The 17,208-nt window shown below is 39.4% G+C and carries 11 protein-coding genes and 1 riboswitch; of the genes, 4 read left to right on the top strand and 7 right to left on the bottom strand.

The annotated features are described in order from the left end of the window. Nucleotides 1-405: 405 nt before the first annotated feature. Nucleotides 406-2,478 (bottom strand): S9 family peptidase, encoded by a 2,073-nt coding sequence (locus tag N473_RS12750; protein WP_081221150.1) that lies wholly within the window; start codon nt 2,476-2,478, stop codon nt 406-408. Nucleotides 2,479-2,617: 139 nt separating this feature from the next. On the opposite strand from N473_RS12750, the gene N473_RS12745 reads away from it, so the two are divergent. Further along, nucleotides 2,618-3,133 (top strand): DUF2975 domain-containing protein, encoded by a 516-nt coding sequence (locus N473_RS12745; protein ID WP_039610208.1) that lies wholly within the window; start codon nt 2,618-2,620, stop codon nt 3,131-3,133. A 2-nt stretch (nt 3,134-3,135) separates the two neighbouring features. Continuing rightward, nucleotides 3,136-3,345, top strand: a complete 210-nt coding sequence (locus tag N473_RS12740) for a helix-turn-helix domain-containing protein (protein ID WP_039610207.1) — start codon at nt 3,136-3,138, stop codon at nt 3,343-3,345. Nucleotides 3,346-3,545: 200 nt separating this feature from the next. Here the strand turns inward: N473_RS12740 and N473_RS12735 are convergent, their stop codons facing one another. The 6 genes from N473_RS12735 to N473_RS12715 form a co-directional block, all read right to left on the bottom strand. Continuing rightward, on the bottom strand, nt 3,546-4,346 hold the full coding sequence (locus N473_RS12735) for an alpha/beta hydrolase (RefSeq protein WP_231099567.1): 801 nt from the start codon (nt 4,344-4,346) through the stop codon (nt 3,546-3,548). Between the two features lie 538 nt (nt 4,347-4,884). Next, nucleotides 4,885-6,777, bottom strand: coding sequence for an acyltransferase family protein (locus tag N473_RS12730; RefSeq protein ID WP_155735602.1), 1,893 nt, complete (start codon nt 6,775-6,777; stop codon nt 4,885-4,887). Nucleotides 6,778-7,582: 805 nt separating this feature from the next. Then, on the bottom strand, nt 7,583-7,777 hold the full coding sequence (locus N473_RS26740; protein ID WP_081221148.1) for a transposase: 195 nt from the start codon (nt 7,775-7,777) through the stop codon (nt 7,583-7,585). 256 nt (nt 7,778-8,033) lie between these two features. Next, nucleotides 8,034-8,798, bottom strand: a complete 765-nt coding sequence (locus N473_RS12725; protein WP_063368239.1) for an alpha/beta fold hydrolase — start codon at nt 8,796-8,798, stop codon at nt 8,034-8,036. A 393-nt stretch (nt 8,799-9,191) separates the two neighbouring features. Beyond that, nucleotides 9,192-10,034, bottom strand: a complete 843-nt coding sequence (locus N473_RS12720) for a hypothetical protein (RefSeq protein WP_063368238.1) — start codon at nt 10,032-10,034, stop codon at nt 9,192-9,194. A 358-nt stretch (nt 10,035-10,392) separates the two neighbouring features. Beyond that, nucleotides 10,393-11,349 carry a nucleoside hydrolase gene (locus tag N473_RS12715; protein WP_063368237.1) on the bottom strand — a complete coding sequence of 319 codons (957 nt, stop codon included), beginning with the start codon at nt 11,347-11,349 and terminating at the stop codon, nt 10,393-10,395. Between the two features lie 561 nt (nt 11,350-11,910). Beyond that, nucleotides 11,911-11,993: riboswitch (cyclic di-GMP riboswitch) on the top strand. Nucleotides 11,994-12,224: 231 nt separating this feature from the next. Between N473_RS12715 and N473_RS12710 the strand changes: the two genes are divergently transcribed. After that, nucleotides 12,225-14,021: a cellulose binding domain-containing protein gene (locus tag N473_RS12710; RefSeq protein ID WP_063368236.1), complete on the top strand. Its 1,797-nt coding sequence runs from the start codon at nt 12,225-12,227 to the stop codon at nt 14,019-14,021. 12 nt (nt 14,022-14,033) lie between these two features. After that, nucleotides 14,034-17,204: a DUF1592 domain-containing protein gene (locus N473_RS12705; RefSeq protein ID WP_063368235.1), complete on the top strand. Its 3,171-nt coding sequence runs from the start codon at nt 14,034-14,036 to the stop codon at nt 17,202-17,204. The last annotated feature ends 4 nt before the right edge of the window (nt 17,205-17,208 follow it).

Below are 17,208 nucleotides of genomic sequence, written 5' to 3'. Positions count from 1 at the left end.
AATTCATTAAATAACCAAATTGTAATGAACTCAAATTCAATCAGTCTAGATTTTTTTTCAAGCCTTTCGATTGCTAGCCAAATAAACTAGTTAGAAGAAAGGTCACTATATAGGCCAATATCACTCCGGTTTTATTACCAACCTATTAGTTAAAAAGCAAATAGTTACAAGAGTGATTGTTAGCTTTTTCAATTAAAGACCTTGCAATAGCAATTAATAGAGCATGCTATATGTACTTATTATCACGCACATTATGTTCTGTTTCTGTCGTCGAGTATAGTATTAGCTCGACGGGCTAACAGTGAGCACAAGGTACGCTTCCTTTATTTTGCTCTATGCAGGCTCAATTTTGAATAAAAAAAAAGCGCACTATCCAGTGCGCATTACACAGTGAGAGATAAGTCATTACAACTTACTTACGTCTACCTTTAATGAAGTTAAGTGATCTCTCACCTTTGGGTTAACCTTAGATGATTGCATGCCTCCCAAGTGCTTCGCAAAAAAGGCCTCCATCGCAATAATTGAAGCTAACTTATTATCTTGTGACCTAAAACCATGTCCTTCATCTTTCGCTAGGATATACTCAACAGCTCTGTCAGTTTCAAATAGCTTTTTAGCAATCGTATCTGATTGATATTGTGGGATCCTCGGGTCATTTGCACCTTGAATTAACATGATTGGCGCCTTTATTTTGTCAACAAAATTAATGGGAGATCGTGACTCCATATCCACTCTGTCCGCCTCAATTAAAGGGTCTCCAACACCCGCAAAAACAGTGCCCATATAAGGCCTAAAATGCGCAGGGAAAGACTCAACCATCGCCGTAAGGCTAGAAGGCCCAACATATGAAATCACTGCACTGTATATATCGGGTGTAAAAGTCGCGCCAGCTAAAGCGGCATACCCACCGTAAGAAGCGCCCATGATCCCTACACGCTGTTTATCCGCAATACCCATTTCAACAAGGTAATTAACGCCATCGGTTAAGTCTTGCTGCATACCGCCAGTACCCCAATTTTTATTACCAAGCTCAATAAACTGTTTGCCAAACCCTGTCGAGCTTCTAAAGTTTGGTTGTAAAACAGCATAACCACGGTTTGCAAAAAAGTGAGCGATCGGCACAAAATAATTACTTGAATACCCCCATTCGTCTCGAGCCCATGGGCCTCCGTGTGGTAAGATAATCGTAGGCAAATTTTGCTTTATTTGTTTTGGTAAAGTTAGATATGCTTGGATTTGAACACCATCTGCGGCGGTGTAAGTTATCGAACTTCTATCCCCCAATAAATCGGGGTTAAAACTTGGTGCTTGGTTCAACAAATCAGTCAATGTGCCCGAGTTGGTGTTATACACAAACTTTTCGTCAGGCCTATCAGCATATGATACTTTGAGATACCACTGCCCTTTATCATGTTCAATCTTTTCGACTAACAAATCATAGTCGCCACTAAGCTGTGATTCTATTTTTCGCATTGTTGTGGCTGTGCTATTGCTCAAAGCATAATTGCGTAAGCGACCACCATAATACGAAACAATCACCGGCTTACCCACTTTATCAAATATAACCTGATATAAATCAGATTGATTTTCAGGGTCTTTATGTGCGGTTTTTAGTTTATGAGTCGTTAAGTCTAGCTCCAATAACTCCTCTTTATCCCGGCCCTGAATACTGCCAGAAATAAAGGCCTTATTACTGTCACTGTCGTAACTGATCACACTGACATTTTCGCCCACTTCAGATTGAAACACTTCTTGCCAACCATCACCAACACGTTTGTATACTGTGACAGAGTTGTCGGAGTTTAATTTAGCGGCAACAGCAGCATAACCATCATCATCCAATTGGGAAGTAAAAAATGAAATATCATTGTCTTGCATCAAGGTGATTGCTTGTGTGTTGATATCAATATGGAACAGATCCATTTGGCTGCTATTGTGATTGGCCAAAACCGCTATTTTATTAGAGTCATTCTTTACCTGCTCGACAAACATGTAATCCACATCATCTCTGTGAGTTAATCGATTAATAACAGGTGCTAACTTCGTCTGCTGGGGAGAAAAACGTAAAGTAAAAATTTGGTCGTTCTCATTTCCCTCAAAATCTTTATTAAACAGTATTTCATTACTATTTGCCGACCAGACAAAACCGTCGACCCCGTCAGCAAAATCAGTGAGTGCAACTGCATTCTCTAATTGATCGCCCTGACGTAATACAAAAATATTTTGACCGCCGTTATTCATTTGCATAAAGGCTATCCACTTTCCATCGTTTGATAGAGATACCTTATTGATCTGATCTTGGCTGAATAAACTTTCGAGCTCTACCAACTCTGTGACTTGCTGAGCTTGTATCGCCTTGGTGCTGTCTAGCGTATTGGTAAACTGACACCCTGTTAATAAAATACTTGAGCCGATAGCGGCGCTGATAACGACCGATTTAAATGCAGATAGGTTCTTATTCATTATTTGGTTCTCCATTTGATTCTCCTTGGTAACTTGAAAACATCATTACATGAAATAAAATTATTGTAAAACGATAAATTTTTATTTTTTTTCAGAAATAAATTTATGTGTGATATAGTTCATCACAAGAAGCAGGGCTGAATACGGATTACTCATGTCGCAAACAATAGAAACAATTCAAAGAAAGAGCGGTACGATCCGCCTAGTTGTCATCGCCATAACCGCATTGGTTATTGTGTTTAATCTTTACCAACTTGTGTTCAACAACCAAATTAATTATTTTGATAACGCACTGTTCAATATCTTATGGACGTCTGATCAGGTAAACCAGTGGGTGTTACTTTTAGCCAGCGCACCAATACTGCTGTTTGTCGTCGCTGCCATTTATTGGGTTTGTAAGCTGTTGTCATTATTTGAAAAAGGGATGTTTTTCTCTCATCAGTGCTTTCGCTGTTTCATCAACTTTATCTTCCTTAAGATTGCATCAACTGTTTACTACATCGCACTGACATTAGGTGTGGGGTTTTGGCATAAGGCTATTTTTGGTGATGCTGAAGTGGTCTTAACCATCGACTTTGATGAGCTGATCACACTGGGTTTGCTGGCAATTGTTGCCTACTTGCTAAAAGCAGCAAAAGAGATCGAAGATGAAAACAAGGAGTTTATTTAGTCATGGAGATCATCGTTAACCTTGACGTTGTTATGGCTATGCGAAAAGTCTCATCAAAGGAGCTCGCAAAAGCCATCGGTATCACAGAAGCCAACTTATCCCTGCTTAAAAGAGGTAAAGTAAAGGGGGTTCGTTTCGAAACTCTAGCGCAAATTTGTAATTACTTGGATTGTCAGCCAGGAGATATTTTGGCTTTTAAAAATGACGTGTAAACTAGCTCGTTAAAAATGTTCATGGGTTAAAATTCGGCCAAAGCTATCTGATAGTTTAGCCGAAATAAAAATCAACATAATAAAAGTGATATTAGAGTATTGGCATGCTCATTGTATTCACTCATTGAGCATCAGCAGTCAATCACGTATTACATTCGGAAAACCCCCAACATCGCAGCACCTGCTATCGTACACGCACTCTACATGCCTTGCTGTTGCTGATATTGATAAAGCCCTGTCAGCGCATTAAACAGCCCCGCCGCCATTGTAAAGTCATGGGAGTCGTCATTAAACTCGTTTAGTCTGAGCTCTAAATCAAGATTGCGATTCCTCAAAATTGTTTGTGATAGAGAGTTATAAACTTCACGCATTTCTCCACCTTCACTCCCTATATTCAGGTATAGGTAATTTTTAATAGGCTGCTTGGAAGTCACATACTTTTTCGTCGCCTTAGATGTTTCTCGGGCTCCCCACCAAACTGCGGGGCTAAAGGCCAAATGACTTTGAAAAAGTTTTGGTCTGGAATGAAAGCTATGAACAACTAATAAGCCAGCAATTGAGTGGCCTGCTACAGCATTAAAATTGTTAGTGCGATAAGTCTTATTAACCTGTGGAATGAGCTCCTTTTCAATAAAGTCTAAAAATTTATCACCGCCCCCACCTGCTCCTACCGGCCCTCGCGGATCTTTATTGACAGTTGGCGCGAAATCTCTAAGACGATCGCGACTCGTAATACCGACAATAATGTGCTCATTCGCTCCGTTAGACTGATACAACCTATTTAGCATGCTGTCAACGAGCTCACCATTGAGTTCACCATCTAGTAGGTACATTACTGGGTATACCTTTTTTGTATCAGCTGCATAAGATGCAGGTAATGCAATAGTGATATACGGAGGCTCAGCTAAATTTTGGGGTTTAGGAAGTTGTAAGACTTTAAAATTAGATGCATAAATAGTAGTTGAAACAAGAAAAAGAAATGCATAGATAAGAGTTTTCAAAATACAAAATCCCTTTTGAAGTGTTCGTTAATAGCAGTTTTTAACTAACTATGTATATACCACTCAAAGAACGAGTTTACCAAAATGATAATTTAACAATATAAGTAGATTTTATAACATTCGAATATATTAAAAACAAGCTCTAAAACGACTTAAAGATTTTTGTTTTAGTATGTGATACTTGTAACTTTACATTAAATTGACAGGTTCACGCATCATTGAAATATACACTTAAGGGTAATGATTTTTAATTTCTACATAATTTATTAAATTATTTGTACAAGTACTTACCCAAAATATAGATCTTTTAAAACTCATTATAAAAAATTAAAAGCTTTTAAAATTTACCAAACTATTAATATCGTACTCTTTTATAATCAGTATTACAGTTACATAGCCTAAATATTGCAAAAATAACACTTATCGTAAGCTACTTTTACTCAAAGCAATAAAATGAAAATATTACATGAGTAACCCTCTGACCCGAAAAGCTCAAGTCAGCGGCGCAAAAACGCCAACTGACTTTTCTATCTTATTTTTATAAAAGACTCTTCGTTATATGACTACTGACATAGTCCGTGGCAGCATTAGATAGATGTTGAGAGTCACTATAGAATGACCACTCGCCATTATGCAAAGTACATGCTTCTTGGCAGAAAATGTCAGACGGTTCGATGACTAGTACATCTTTATTTTGATTATATCTCTCAAAGAAAGAACTAGCTTGATTTAGCTGACTGATATTAGTGACCTCAAGTCGATTCAAGTGATGAATAAAATTTTCTTTACGACTTGTAATGGAGGGCTGTAATGACAAAGTACCATCCACTTGAGGGTGCGCACCAAAAATTATAACCTTATCGGCTATCTTCAAGAAGTGCTCAACAGTGTTATCTAGAAGTCCCGACCACTTTGAATAACCATTAGCGCCGTCGTCGAAATTTAACACCGACGAGTCATAACCGCTCCATGCTTGTGATAATACAACATACTTATACTTTTTCTCTACATTGTACAAATCAGCACGTAGATCATTGCATGATATATCTGAGAATTTATCTATAAAATCGGCGCCTTTAAGTAGTACACACCCACCTCTAGTAACCGTATCCACATCATCATCCGCAAGATTAAGCGCCAACTTCATTGGTAGTATGTAGTGTTGCAAAACTGAATCGCCAACAAATAATACGCTTGATTCTTTAGAATCTGAGACATTAAATCCACGCTCAAAATTTTCATGGAATGTTTGTGAATGCGCAGCACTGATCTCTAGGGCAAACGGGTTTAGGTACTTGAATCTAGCTTCAAACCCATTGGTTTTCGCAATAAATAGGCCTACGACAGCAAACATAGGGATTAGTGCAGCCATTGAAGCTATTTTGATAGTAGACGCTTTAGACTCAGTTGAGTGAACCATCCTTCTACAAGGTTTCTCTACATATTTGTATGTCAACCAAGCAGCAACTGTTGAAATAAGCGTAACAACTGAAAACATTTCTAATGAAGACAATTGTAAATTGTAAAAGTGTATAAATGATATTAAAGGTTGATGATACAAATATAATGGATATGAAATTAACCCTACAAAAACCATCCACTTATGAGATAAGAGTTTAGTAACCAAGCCATTGTTAGGAAAAGATATAATCAACGCTGTACCAATACAGGGCCATAGAGCATTAACACCTGGAAAGTTAGAGGTTTCATCAAGAATCAACATTGGAACGGCGATCAAAAAGAGGCCTGTATAACTTAAAACTTGCTTTACATTCTCACTGAAATTATACCCTTTATTTTTTAATATCAACAATGCTGTGATAACACCAACTAACAATTCAAATGCTCTGTAATGCAGAAGGAAGTAGCCTTTGGTTTGACCTTCAGCAACAGAATTAATCGATAGGCCTAAAGAAATAAAAAATAAAATACTAGCAACGGGTATGATTAGTTTCTTTGCAAACTTAAAAGTAAGCAACAAAATAACAGGCCAAATTATGTAAAATTGCTCTTCAACACCTAGAGACCACATATGAATTAATGGCTGATAAGCTTCATCTTTAGCAAAATAGTTCACCCCTTGAGCAAAGAGGATATTTGCACCACCAAAGGATGAAAAGAAAACTTCTTTTCCTAAATTATCAAATGTCTTGTTGTTATAGTTTATAAACCCAAATACGAGCACAATAAATAGCGTTATAAATAACGCAGGTAACAACCTTGCTGCTCGTCTTTTATAAAATCGACCAAAGCTAAAATCGTTATTTTTCATTTCGTTGTATATTAATGTTGTAATCAAGTATCCACTTATTACAAAAAACACATCTACACCAACGTAGCCTCCAGAGAGTGCTGTGATTCCCGCATGGAAAGCAACAACTGACATTACTGCTATAGCTCTTAAACCGTCTATATCACTTCTATATTTCAAAATTATTATCCCGATTTTCTACCATAAAACCTAACACCTTAATAATCGTCACATAAATAGCATTCTAATCACTGCATAGTGTTGGTTAGAACCTAAAAAATATTTGAATCTGTTATATATGTGGAATCACTAACTGACAAAGTTAGATCAAGCTTCAAACGACTACTTGGCATGCGACATCCAATTTGCCCATGCACTTTAACTGATAAACGATTACCTGAAAACACTTTAGTTTAAGTTTTACAATTAACTAAAGACTAGGCCAATCAAAAGTGACTCGCCTCGTAAATTAACACTAGTTTCTCACTAAAAAAATTAAAAAATCCATAAAATAGAACTAGACCCTTATACACTCACCCGTAATCGGTCCCTCCTAATGGTCTTGTCATTTTTACTGATAATTAGGTATACCTTGGCTTAATCATCACTTCTGTCTGTTGGCAATTAAAGATGCGGCTTTTTGGCGTGTCACCCGCAATTTGCTTAGAACGATAAACACCCGTTTCGGCCAGTGAACGTTATGATAGCCAGACTTTTCTTTCCATTGTCTTAAACCAAATTGATGTATTAATATTGGGCGTTTTCCATTTGCGGGAGTCGATCTACAGCAACTTTAGCCGCAATTTTAACATAGCAATCTCGCGTATCATAAGCACCATCACAGGTTACTCCGTCAACATTTCAGCGCAGTGATCGAGTAGATCACCTAACACTTCACCATCAGATACATGTACCATCGATAGTTCTGCACTAACAATGTAATGACTACTTACGCCAAGTTCAGAGCTTGGTCAGGTATTGAGCATTAAGCTGCGTTCCTCGCTTGCACAGGCCGTTTTGGGGACTGAATAGGCGCATACATTAAATTGAGGAGTGAGTTAACGATCCCTTCAAGTGCTCGAAGTGGCAAATTAAAAACAAACCGAAGTCTCAGGCAAGTTTCAAATACAAAGTCAGAATATTTATTTGAACGACTACGCTTACCATGTTGGTCAGTAATTTGCCATTTTTAAATCGCGTTGGCATGGAGCCAAATAGCAATATTGCGACGTTGTATAAATGCGCGATTATAGGCAAGCCAGTTTTTAATTTCCTTTGTCATGGTGGTTTTTTGATTGCGTTATTTTTTCAATCTGTGTGACTCTAATTGCTTTAAGTAATTCATTAACTATGATAAAGAAAAAATGCTGAAGATAAGTAGCTAAAAATGCAAAATTAATGTATTTCCCGTAAATGCTTCCCAACCCCCATCTTACTCATCGTATTTTTAACATGAACTGTTGCAGTATTTTTCCCACAAGTTCAGGTGACTCTTGATGAGAAGCGTGTTCTGTAAATGGGACATTTGCAAAATCAGCATCTTTCACCTTGCTTTGTAAAGCAGCGGCCTCATCTAACGAGAATAAGAAATCATGATCTCCTCGCATGATAAGAGTGGGACAATGAATTTGCTCTACCACACTATTTGGATATCCAGACTCACTTGTATCTAGCCAAACCGCTTTTACTGCATCAACCAATTTATGGAAGTGTGGTTGTGGATTAGATAACTGATAGTTGTCGACATCATCCGCAAATTTCTCCAACCAAAACTCTGCAGTTAAGCCTTTTAACACCTCTATTGAAGGATCCCCAGACTCCAAACGCCACTGTGATCCAAGCGTTATCAGGCAAACTACTTTTTCAGGATATTGAGCGGCAATTCGATAGGCAACAATGCCGCCATCGCTAAACCCAAACAGTGAAAATTGAGATATTTTCAGGAAAGATAATATGGCTAAAACATCATTTTGATATAGCTCATAACTCAGTTTGACACTACCTAGGGTTGATTTACCATGGCCTCGCAAATCAATGTAAATTAGACAGTATTCATCAGCAAGGTATTTATGTATCGGCGTCAAGTCTTTCATCGAACCGAGTCCACCATGGAGTAACACAAAAGGTTTACCCTTTAGGTTGCCTGATACTTGGTAATAAATAGATGCATCGTCAATTTTGATATAACCACAGGTGCGCATTAATTCTCCCTACATCTTTGGATGAGTGCCTTTTGAAGTTCCTTTTGACTTTACAATGAAGTTCAGTAATGAATAAGCCACAAATACTATAACGTATTTATGCTTAATTAAAGAACCAACTTTGTGTAAATGAGCAGTTAAAGCTGAGCATAATTGAGAGAGATCAAATTCGCATTGAACTGATTAAAAGTGTCCCCAACCCCGTGTTATGTGCCACCATACATAGATGCACATACAGAGAAAGTAAAATAACATTGTCGCTAAAGCACTTTAAAAGTAGCGTTTTTCAAAAAAATATATTAAAGCATATTAAAAAAGCCACCTATACAAAGACTAAGCTTTGCAGAGGTAGCTTTTATTAAACAACCAGGCCAATTTTAAATATATATTAAATTAATCTATATTTACCTTTTTTATATTGATAGATACATCACCTTTACTAGTAGCATCATTACCAATCAAAAACAGTTCAATTTCACCTTGAGTTTCGATATATTCAGATGAAAAATCATTAACCGATTTAATTTCTTTTTCACCCTGATTATTTATATAACTCACACCAACAGAGCGATACTTATCGCCTTTATCGTTATAAGTCATATTATTTTCGATAATACTTACTGAATAGGTCACATTTGGCTCAACTGCATGAGTCAAGATTTCACCAGTATGTGCTCCCAACGCATTTAATTGAGCATTCAAAGTAACCAAATCACCTTTGATTTTTGAAAGGCCACTAACTTGAATGCGTACATCACTGATGGTTACACGTGGATCAGTTGTGAATGGAGTAAATGCGATTTTTCCTTCTCTAATGAAGCTTTTAGCAAAACCTTCACTCTCTGTGAAACACTTAGAAAAAGTAGGTCTTGCCAAGCTACCAGAGCTCGTGCTTGCGCGGTTATCACCTCTGAATGTTTCACTGTATACAAAATACTTATACATTGAAACACCGGCCATACCTGGTGTAGAGCCTGCACCAGAATACTCAGTATCTACTTCAAAACATACCGATTCAACAGTATCAAAATGTTTAGAAACATCTACATATGCTTTAGAAAACTCAGATAAATAACCAAGCTTTTTATTCGCATCATCCAGGCCATTTTTATCAGTTTCAGAATAACTTAATGGGAAAGGTGATTTAACAACAGGTGTTAAATTATATGTAGAAATTGAAGCTTGAGCTGAAACAGAAAAAATGAATGCAGAAGTGAAAAGTGCTTTATTAAGCATGTGTCGTCCTTTTAAATATATAAATGCATAGCCCCTCTATGCTGGTGCCGAATTATATCTATAAAAAAACTCATGTCAAATAAAACACAAGATTCAAAAGCTAAATAATAAACAAAAATACCCCAAATAAAAACCAAAAACAAAAAGCAACAAACCATTAAAATTTAAAAAATTAACCAACAAAAAACTAACCAACCAGCTTAAAAAATCATTATTAAAAAAATTTAAAACAATGCACACATAATAAAAAATAGAACTACTCTAACTTCTATGACTTCCACTTTTATTAGTCAATTTTTAAAAGTAATAGCAAAGAAAATAGATAATGTGCGCACGTTATCTGGCGCAATAAAAAGCCTTAATTACCACACATAGTATCGAAATAACGTTGATTGAATGCTTGGGGTTCAACATTAATTGCTATGGTTTGTTTTGGTTTAGTCGCCCACTCATCAATAGGAAAAACTCTATCTGAACTTTTAAACAACGTATGGCCTTTTGCAGGCCCATCGGTTATAACCCTTATATGACCTTGCTTAGTCGTAAAAATTTCTGGTGCAACCAAGTACATCATTGCAGAGGAGTCATGTACATAAAACCCATCTAAACTTAGATCATCACTGTAGAATTTGGCGTAAAAGCGAGTAATGTCATAAAGAAATTGTCCATACTTTGCACTGCTAGTTCGCAGTTTGTCTAAATACGCATTCGACATAAAGGTTTGCTGCGTAACATCTAACCCAACAATAGTGACAGGCCAATCTGCGTTAATTACCATATCGGCAGCCAGAGGGTCACCATAAACATTCGCCTCTGCAAATGGTGTCAGATTTCCAGTATGGCCGTTGTGCCCAAACGCACCTCCCATAATGATGACTTCTTTCACTAATTTACCAATTTCAGGCGCTTTTTTAATTGCCATGGCCAAATTTGTCAGCCTACCTACCGCAACTAATGTAATTTCACCTGGTTGCTGTTTAATGGTTTCAATAAGGTAATCATGTGCAACAAGAGGGGATATCTGCGTGTTTATCACTTTAGGTATTTCGATGTTGCCTAACCCATTCTCACCATGTACGAGGGTAGCAGGTTCTGTTTTCACTTGATCTAGCGGAATGTTGACCCCTTTAGCGACCTCAGCAGATATATCAAACTGTTGTTTTAGATAAAGTGCATTATGCGTTGTATTTTCTATACTTGCATTGCCAAAAGTAGTGGTGATGCCTACCACTTCAATATCTTTACACGCATGAGCGAACAGCAATGCCATCGCGTCATCAATACCCGGATCTGTATCAAATATTATTTTTTTCATTTCACCCCTCATAAATTTGGAACGATACAAAGAAATAATACATCACGAATAAACATTTAACTAACATTTGATCGCTTTTAAGGCTAAACATGGTCCAACTTGTGCTTTTATTGCAACTTAAGCATCGGTCAATTCGCGGTAATATGCCCCCTAGTAAGTATTTAGCTAACTTCGCGAAACTTTGAAGCCTAACCATGCTCGATGAGTTGATCTTAGATTTGAATATTATTGGAGGATGAGGTAATTGAAGAGTCTTTAACGTTAATGATGCCAAAAAAGACACAATGCTGGCTGTGGGTTGCAAGCAGCTTAGCCTCCTCCTGATCACATTACTGAATGTGTCTATTTGCTCTATAGGCATGCACAACCCTCACCTCATTTCAAATTGTGCATTCACAATACGACTTTAGTGCAAGGTACTAATTTATATAAACTTATCAGGAAAAACCTGAGGCTTTTGTATGACTTTATAAAGCATTTTAAGGTGAAATGTGCAAATACTGTGAAAGTTGCAGCTGGAGCTTTGCGGTTATGACGGTTTTAAGCTAAGTTCCTTTGACAGGCTTAAAATAGCAAACCTTTTGAAAAAAAGGGACGCAAAGCTTCCGGTCTAAGGTGAAAACTAAGATAGCGGGGTTGCTGAATGCCAATGCTTAAAATGGTGACAATGTGCATACTGTTGTTTTGTATGCGCATTGCGTAGCCTATCGGTATTCACGTCTTTGACATGTCATGTCATACCTCCAACCTTTGGTCTCTCCTTATACCCGATTTATGCATCAGCTATCGTAGCCTGTGAGTTCTGGTCGAATGCCTGTTCAAAGAAGAACAGTAGAGAAATAACATGTCAATTGGCAATGTTTCGGGGAATTTTCATGAGACAACATAGATACAACAACAAGCAGCACCGATTTTTAAAAATCGGCCTCTGTTTAATGGTTTTGGGGCACCCACTACACGGCTTGGCTGCACAATGTGAGTTCAATGTAAAAAATGAATGGCAAAGTGGCTATACCGCTGAGGTCATCGTGTATAACGATACTGATTCGGTTGTAAACGGTTGGGAAGTGGGACTTGAATTTAGTCAAGGCGAGTCAATTAATAATGCATGGCGCGCCCAGTTAAGTGGCAATAGTCCATATCGATTTAGCAACCTCAATTGGAATAGCACGATTCATCCGGGTTCATCCAAAGCCTTTGGGTTTAATGTCAAAAAGAGCAATGGACAAGCCGTTACCACACCAAGATTATTTGGTATTTGTGAAGCAGGCTCACAAAATAATGATATTAAGGTTGTGACATCAGCGTCTAACAACCAAGGCACAGTACCCGCAACAATCAACTTTACTAGCGAGGCGACTAATTTACCGTCTGATAATGTAAGCTATCAGTGGGATTTTGGTGATGGAAAAATCTCCAATGAAATAAACCCGCAGCATACCTTTGAGCAAGCTGGCGCTTACTCTGTTTTATTGACTATCAATGATGGCACAAACGATTACCTTGCAGCCCCTATACAAGTCACCATTAGTGAAGCTCAGCCTGAATCTGCACAGTGTACATTTGAAGTCGAGCAAGAGTGGATTTCAGGATTTCGTGGCAAAGTCACCATTACCAATACTGAAGGTGTCGCCATCTCCGACTGGAAAGTACTCATGGCATTTGCCGACAACACCAAGTTGACGGGCGTATGGCATGCTAGGCACAGTGGCAACAACCCGTATGAAATCATCAATGAAAATTACAATCGCACCATTAACCCGGGCCAGAGTTTAGATTTTGGTTTCAATGCTCAAAAAGCGCAGGAAAATGACGCCCCAACAACACCTTCCCTTGGTGGTTTATGTTCGTTAGACGGCGGCATTAATCACGCGCCATCTGCGATTGCATCAGCTTCTATCACATCAGGCGACTACCCGCTAACGATAAGTTTTAAAGGCGATGAATCTTCTGATTTAGACGGTGATGCACTCACATTTAGCTGGGACTTTGGCAACGGACAGACTTCGAGTGAGCCAAACCCTACTTATATTTATGAAGAAGAAGGCACATTTAGCGTCACGTTAACGGTCAACGATGGCGTAATAAGCACAGCCAGCGATCCAATCACTATTCAAGTTTCAGAACCTGAGGCGCCCCCCATCAGCGCACCATTTGTGTTAGACCCTCAAAGCTCTCATCTTCACTTTATATCGACCAAAAAACAGCACCTCGTAGAGTCACACACCTTTGGCAACATTAGCGGCAGCATTACACCAGAAGGAGTTGCAAGGTTAGCCATTGACCTCAGCAGTGTTGCTACCAATAACAGCACCCGTGATGGCAGAATGAAAGAATTTTTATTCGATACCGAGTCATACCCATCGGCCGAAGCCCTACTCTCAATTGACTACGCCGCGTTAGTAGCACTTCCCATTGGAAGCACAGAAAAGCAATCTATCTCAGCCACACTCAACCTCACTGGCGTTATTAAAGAAGTGAACGCTGATGTTGTTATTCAACGTCTTGCAAACAATAAAATTATGGTGCAAAGCCTAACGCCAATTGTACTACACGCCACAGACTTTGGTTTAGAGTCTGGCATTGAAACGCTCAGAACATTGGCAAACTTATCGGTGATCAGTTATGCCGTGCCTGTGAGCTTTAACTTTGTTTTTGAAGCGCAGCAATAGGAGGGGAAGAAGATGAAACGCAATACTTTAACACGCTTTTTTACCTTGACTGATACTTGGTCTCATACGCCTAAAATCGCTAAGTTCGCTGCCTGTTTAAGCCTACTAACCAGTGCCTCTTTTGTTCAAGCGGCACAGTGTTCCTTCACTATTCCAGACAATTGGAACAATGGATTTAAAACAGAGATTGTCATTGATAACCAGTCAGATCAGGACCTAAATGATTGGTCTATCGAGCTTACATGGGATCAAGGTATTTCACTGCAAAACAGCTGGAATGGTGATTTCAATTGTCATGATACAGGCTGTACCATTTCGTCACAAAACCATACCATACACGCCAACCAGTCATTTGGTTTAGGCTTTGTCGCCAATAAAAATGGCTTAACTGGTGATGTCACCATGACCTTAAGTGGTGATATTTGCTCAAACTCTGAACCGACACTGCCTCCCGCGGATGTGGCTGAAACAGGTTTATGGCAACTCGATAGTACGGCATCTTTACTGAGTTATGTGTCAGTTAAAAAAGATCACGTTGCAGAGTTAAATCAGTTTGTAACACAAAATAGCGAATCGCCCGCCCTGTCTGGCAGTATCGATAACGATGGTAACGTTAAACTGGCAGTCGATCTAAGTACCATTTCGACTGGTGTGGATATCAGAAACAGTCGAATTTTAGACTTACTGTTTGAAACGGACTTACTGCCGGTTGCTTACTTCAGCGCCCAAATTGACAATGCACTATTAAATGATATGGAGATTGGCCAACCTATTATTCAGAATATTTCTGGAGAAATGAGCTTACACGGCATTAACCAGCAGATGAGTCTTGATGTGTTGGTTGTCAAACTTTCCGCCGGCAAAGTCAATGTTAGCACGCTTTCACCCATGATCATCGACAGTAAAAGCTTTGAAATGGACTATGGCATAGAAGCTTTGCGTATTGTTGCCAACCTCTCAAGTATTGGTGAATCTGTACCTGTCTATTTCAACCTGACTTATTTGACTGCCGAGCAAGACAGTTTTGAGCCAGTTGCTATGGCAGAAAAACCCGCAGCTCCCACAGAGCTCAGTGCAAGTGTGCTGTCCATCGATGCCAAAGCACAATTGAATTGGCGTGATAACAGCAATAACGAAACCAATTATCTGGTGCGCTTTAAAAGCTTGGATGGGCGTTGGCAAACGGCTGCTGAGCTGGCATCAAACTCAAGCTTTTATGAATCTGGGTTACCTGAGTCAGGCGAGTTCGATTACAAGGTCATTGCACTCAACAATTCAGTGCCTTCAGAGTCAAGTAATATTGAGCGCATCATTGTCACCCAAACCGATCCCATTGCCCGAGGTAGGCAGCTATATCAAACGGGTTGTGCAGGTTGTCACGGCTCAGAAGCAGGCGGCTTAGGGTCATTCCCAGCACTTGATACTGAACGAGATATACAAACCATGATTGATACCATTGTCACCACCATGCCTTATGGCACACCAAGTGCGTGTGATGAGCAATGTGCAACAGACATCGCGGCGTATCTGCAAACACTTTGGCCTGCACCTTTGACTTGTGATATTGGGGTTGCGCCTGTGGCATATGGGGCAAGACAGTTGAAGATTTTAACTCAAACAGAATACCAAAATACGGTCGAAGACTTGCTAGGTGTGAATTTTAAAGTCTCTGATGGCCTATCTCCTGATTCTCAAATTGGTTTTTTCATCAACAATACCCATGCCAGCGTACAGCCCTCTAACTACAGCAACTACTTGTTAGTGGCCGAAGAGCTTTCACAGTGGGCCGCTGAGAACAACTTTTCACCTGCGTTAAACTGTGATGCTGTAAACGAAGATTGCGCAAATCGCTTAGTTGATGAACTGGCGCCACAAATATTCCGCCGTCCATTAACACAAGATGAGTCACAAAATTACAGATTGATAGCCACTGGCTTTTTTAACAATGGAGATGTTGAAGCAGGTATGAAGCTCGCTTTAGAGGGGCTATTGTCTTCACCTCAGTTTATATATCGTCATGAATTAGGTGAGGCCAATCCTGATAACTCAGAGTTAGACGCGGATGCCTTCGAGTTGACTTCGTGGGAAATGGCCACTTTCTTATCTTATACATTTACCGGCTCAACACCCGATCAACAGCTTTGGCAAGCAGCTGCTCGCGATGAACTACGTGATGAAGCCAATATCGTAGCGCATGCAAACCGCCTTGCTGAGAGCTCAAAGTCTGTACTTGGTGACTTTGTGGGCAGTTGGCTTGGTACTGGTAATCTAGAAGTGGCCACCAAAGATCAAAATATCTACCCAGGTTTTGCACAATTAGTCCCAGCCATGAAGGCAGAAATGAACGAAACGTTCTCATATATCATGACTCAACCTGATGAGAGCTTCAGCTCGTTATATACTGCAAACTTCACCTTCGTCAATCAATTACTTGCTGAGCACTACAACATTGCAGGAGTCACTGGCGAAGAGTTGCAAAAGGTCGATACTACTGACCGTGGTGGCATATTAGCCAATGGTGCATTTATGGCACGTTGGGCTGAGGTTGCTGAGTCACACCCTATTTTGCGCTCAGTACGTGTACGCCGTCGTATGTTGTGCCAAGACCAACCCGATCCGCCAGCAGGCACCTTTGAAGCCAGAGAACAAAGGCTGGCTGAACTGTCTGATATGCTGCAAGACCCTGCCACTACAAACAAACTTAAGTATCACAGCTTAACTGAAGGCCAACCTTGCTCTGCTTGTCACGAAAAGTATATCAATCCGATGGGATTCGGCATGGAGGACTTTGACGCTGTGGGCAAAATCAGAAGTGCGGACAACAATGGTAATACCATAGATGCATCCGGTACCCTCTTCGCCCCTGAAAAATACACAGAAGTCAGTGAATCTATCCAATTTAATGGTGCTAAACAATTAGGTACCGTGATCGCAGATCTATCCTCCGCTCAAAGCTGCTTACCGCAGCAAATGTTCCGCTACGTAATGGGTGTTGGTCATGATTCACTCGATCCAACCAACGAAGAAGATAGACGCCTATCTGAAACAGAAAAAGTCGGTTACATGTGCGAAATAGACACATTGACAGATGCCATGATGCAAAACAGCCCAAGAGCCATGTTAGAGAAGTTTGGTTCCTTAAAATCTGTGCGTTATCGCAAAGCTTGGTCCAGAAATGAATAGTGCG

Source organism: Pseudoalteromonas luteoviolacea CPMOR-1 (genome assembly GCF_001625685.1).
GTDB classification, from domain to species: Bacteria; Pseudomonadota; Gammaproteobacteria; order Enterobacterales; family Alteromonadaceae; genus Pseudoalteromonas; species Pseudoalteromonas luteoviolacea_K.
The sequence above is the reverse complement of the archived record's forward strand: the minus strand, read 5'-3'. Positions and strand labels throughout refer to the sequence as shown.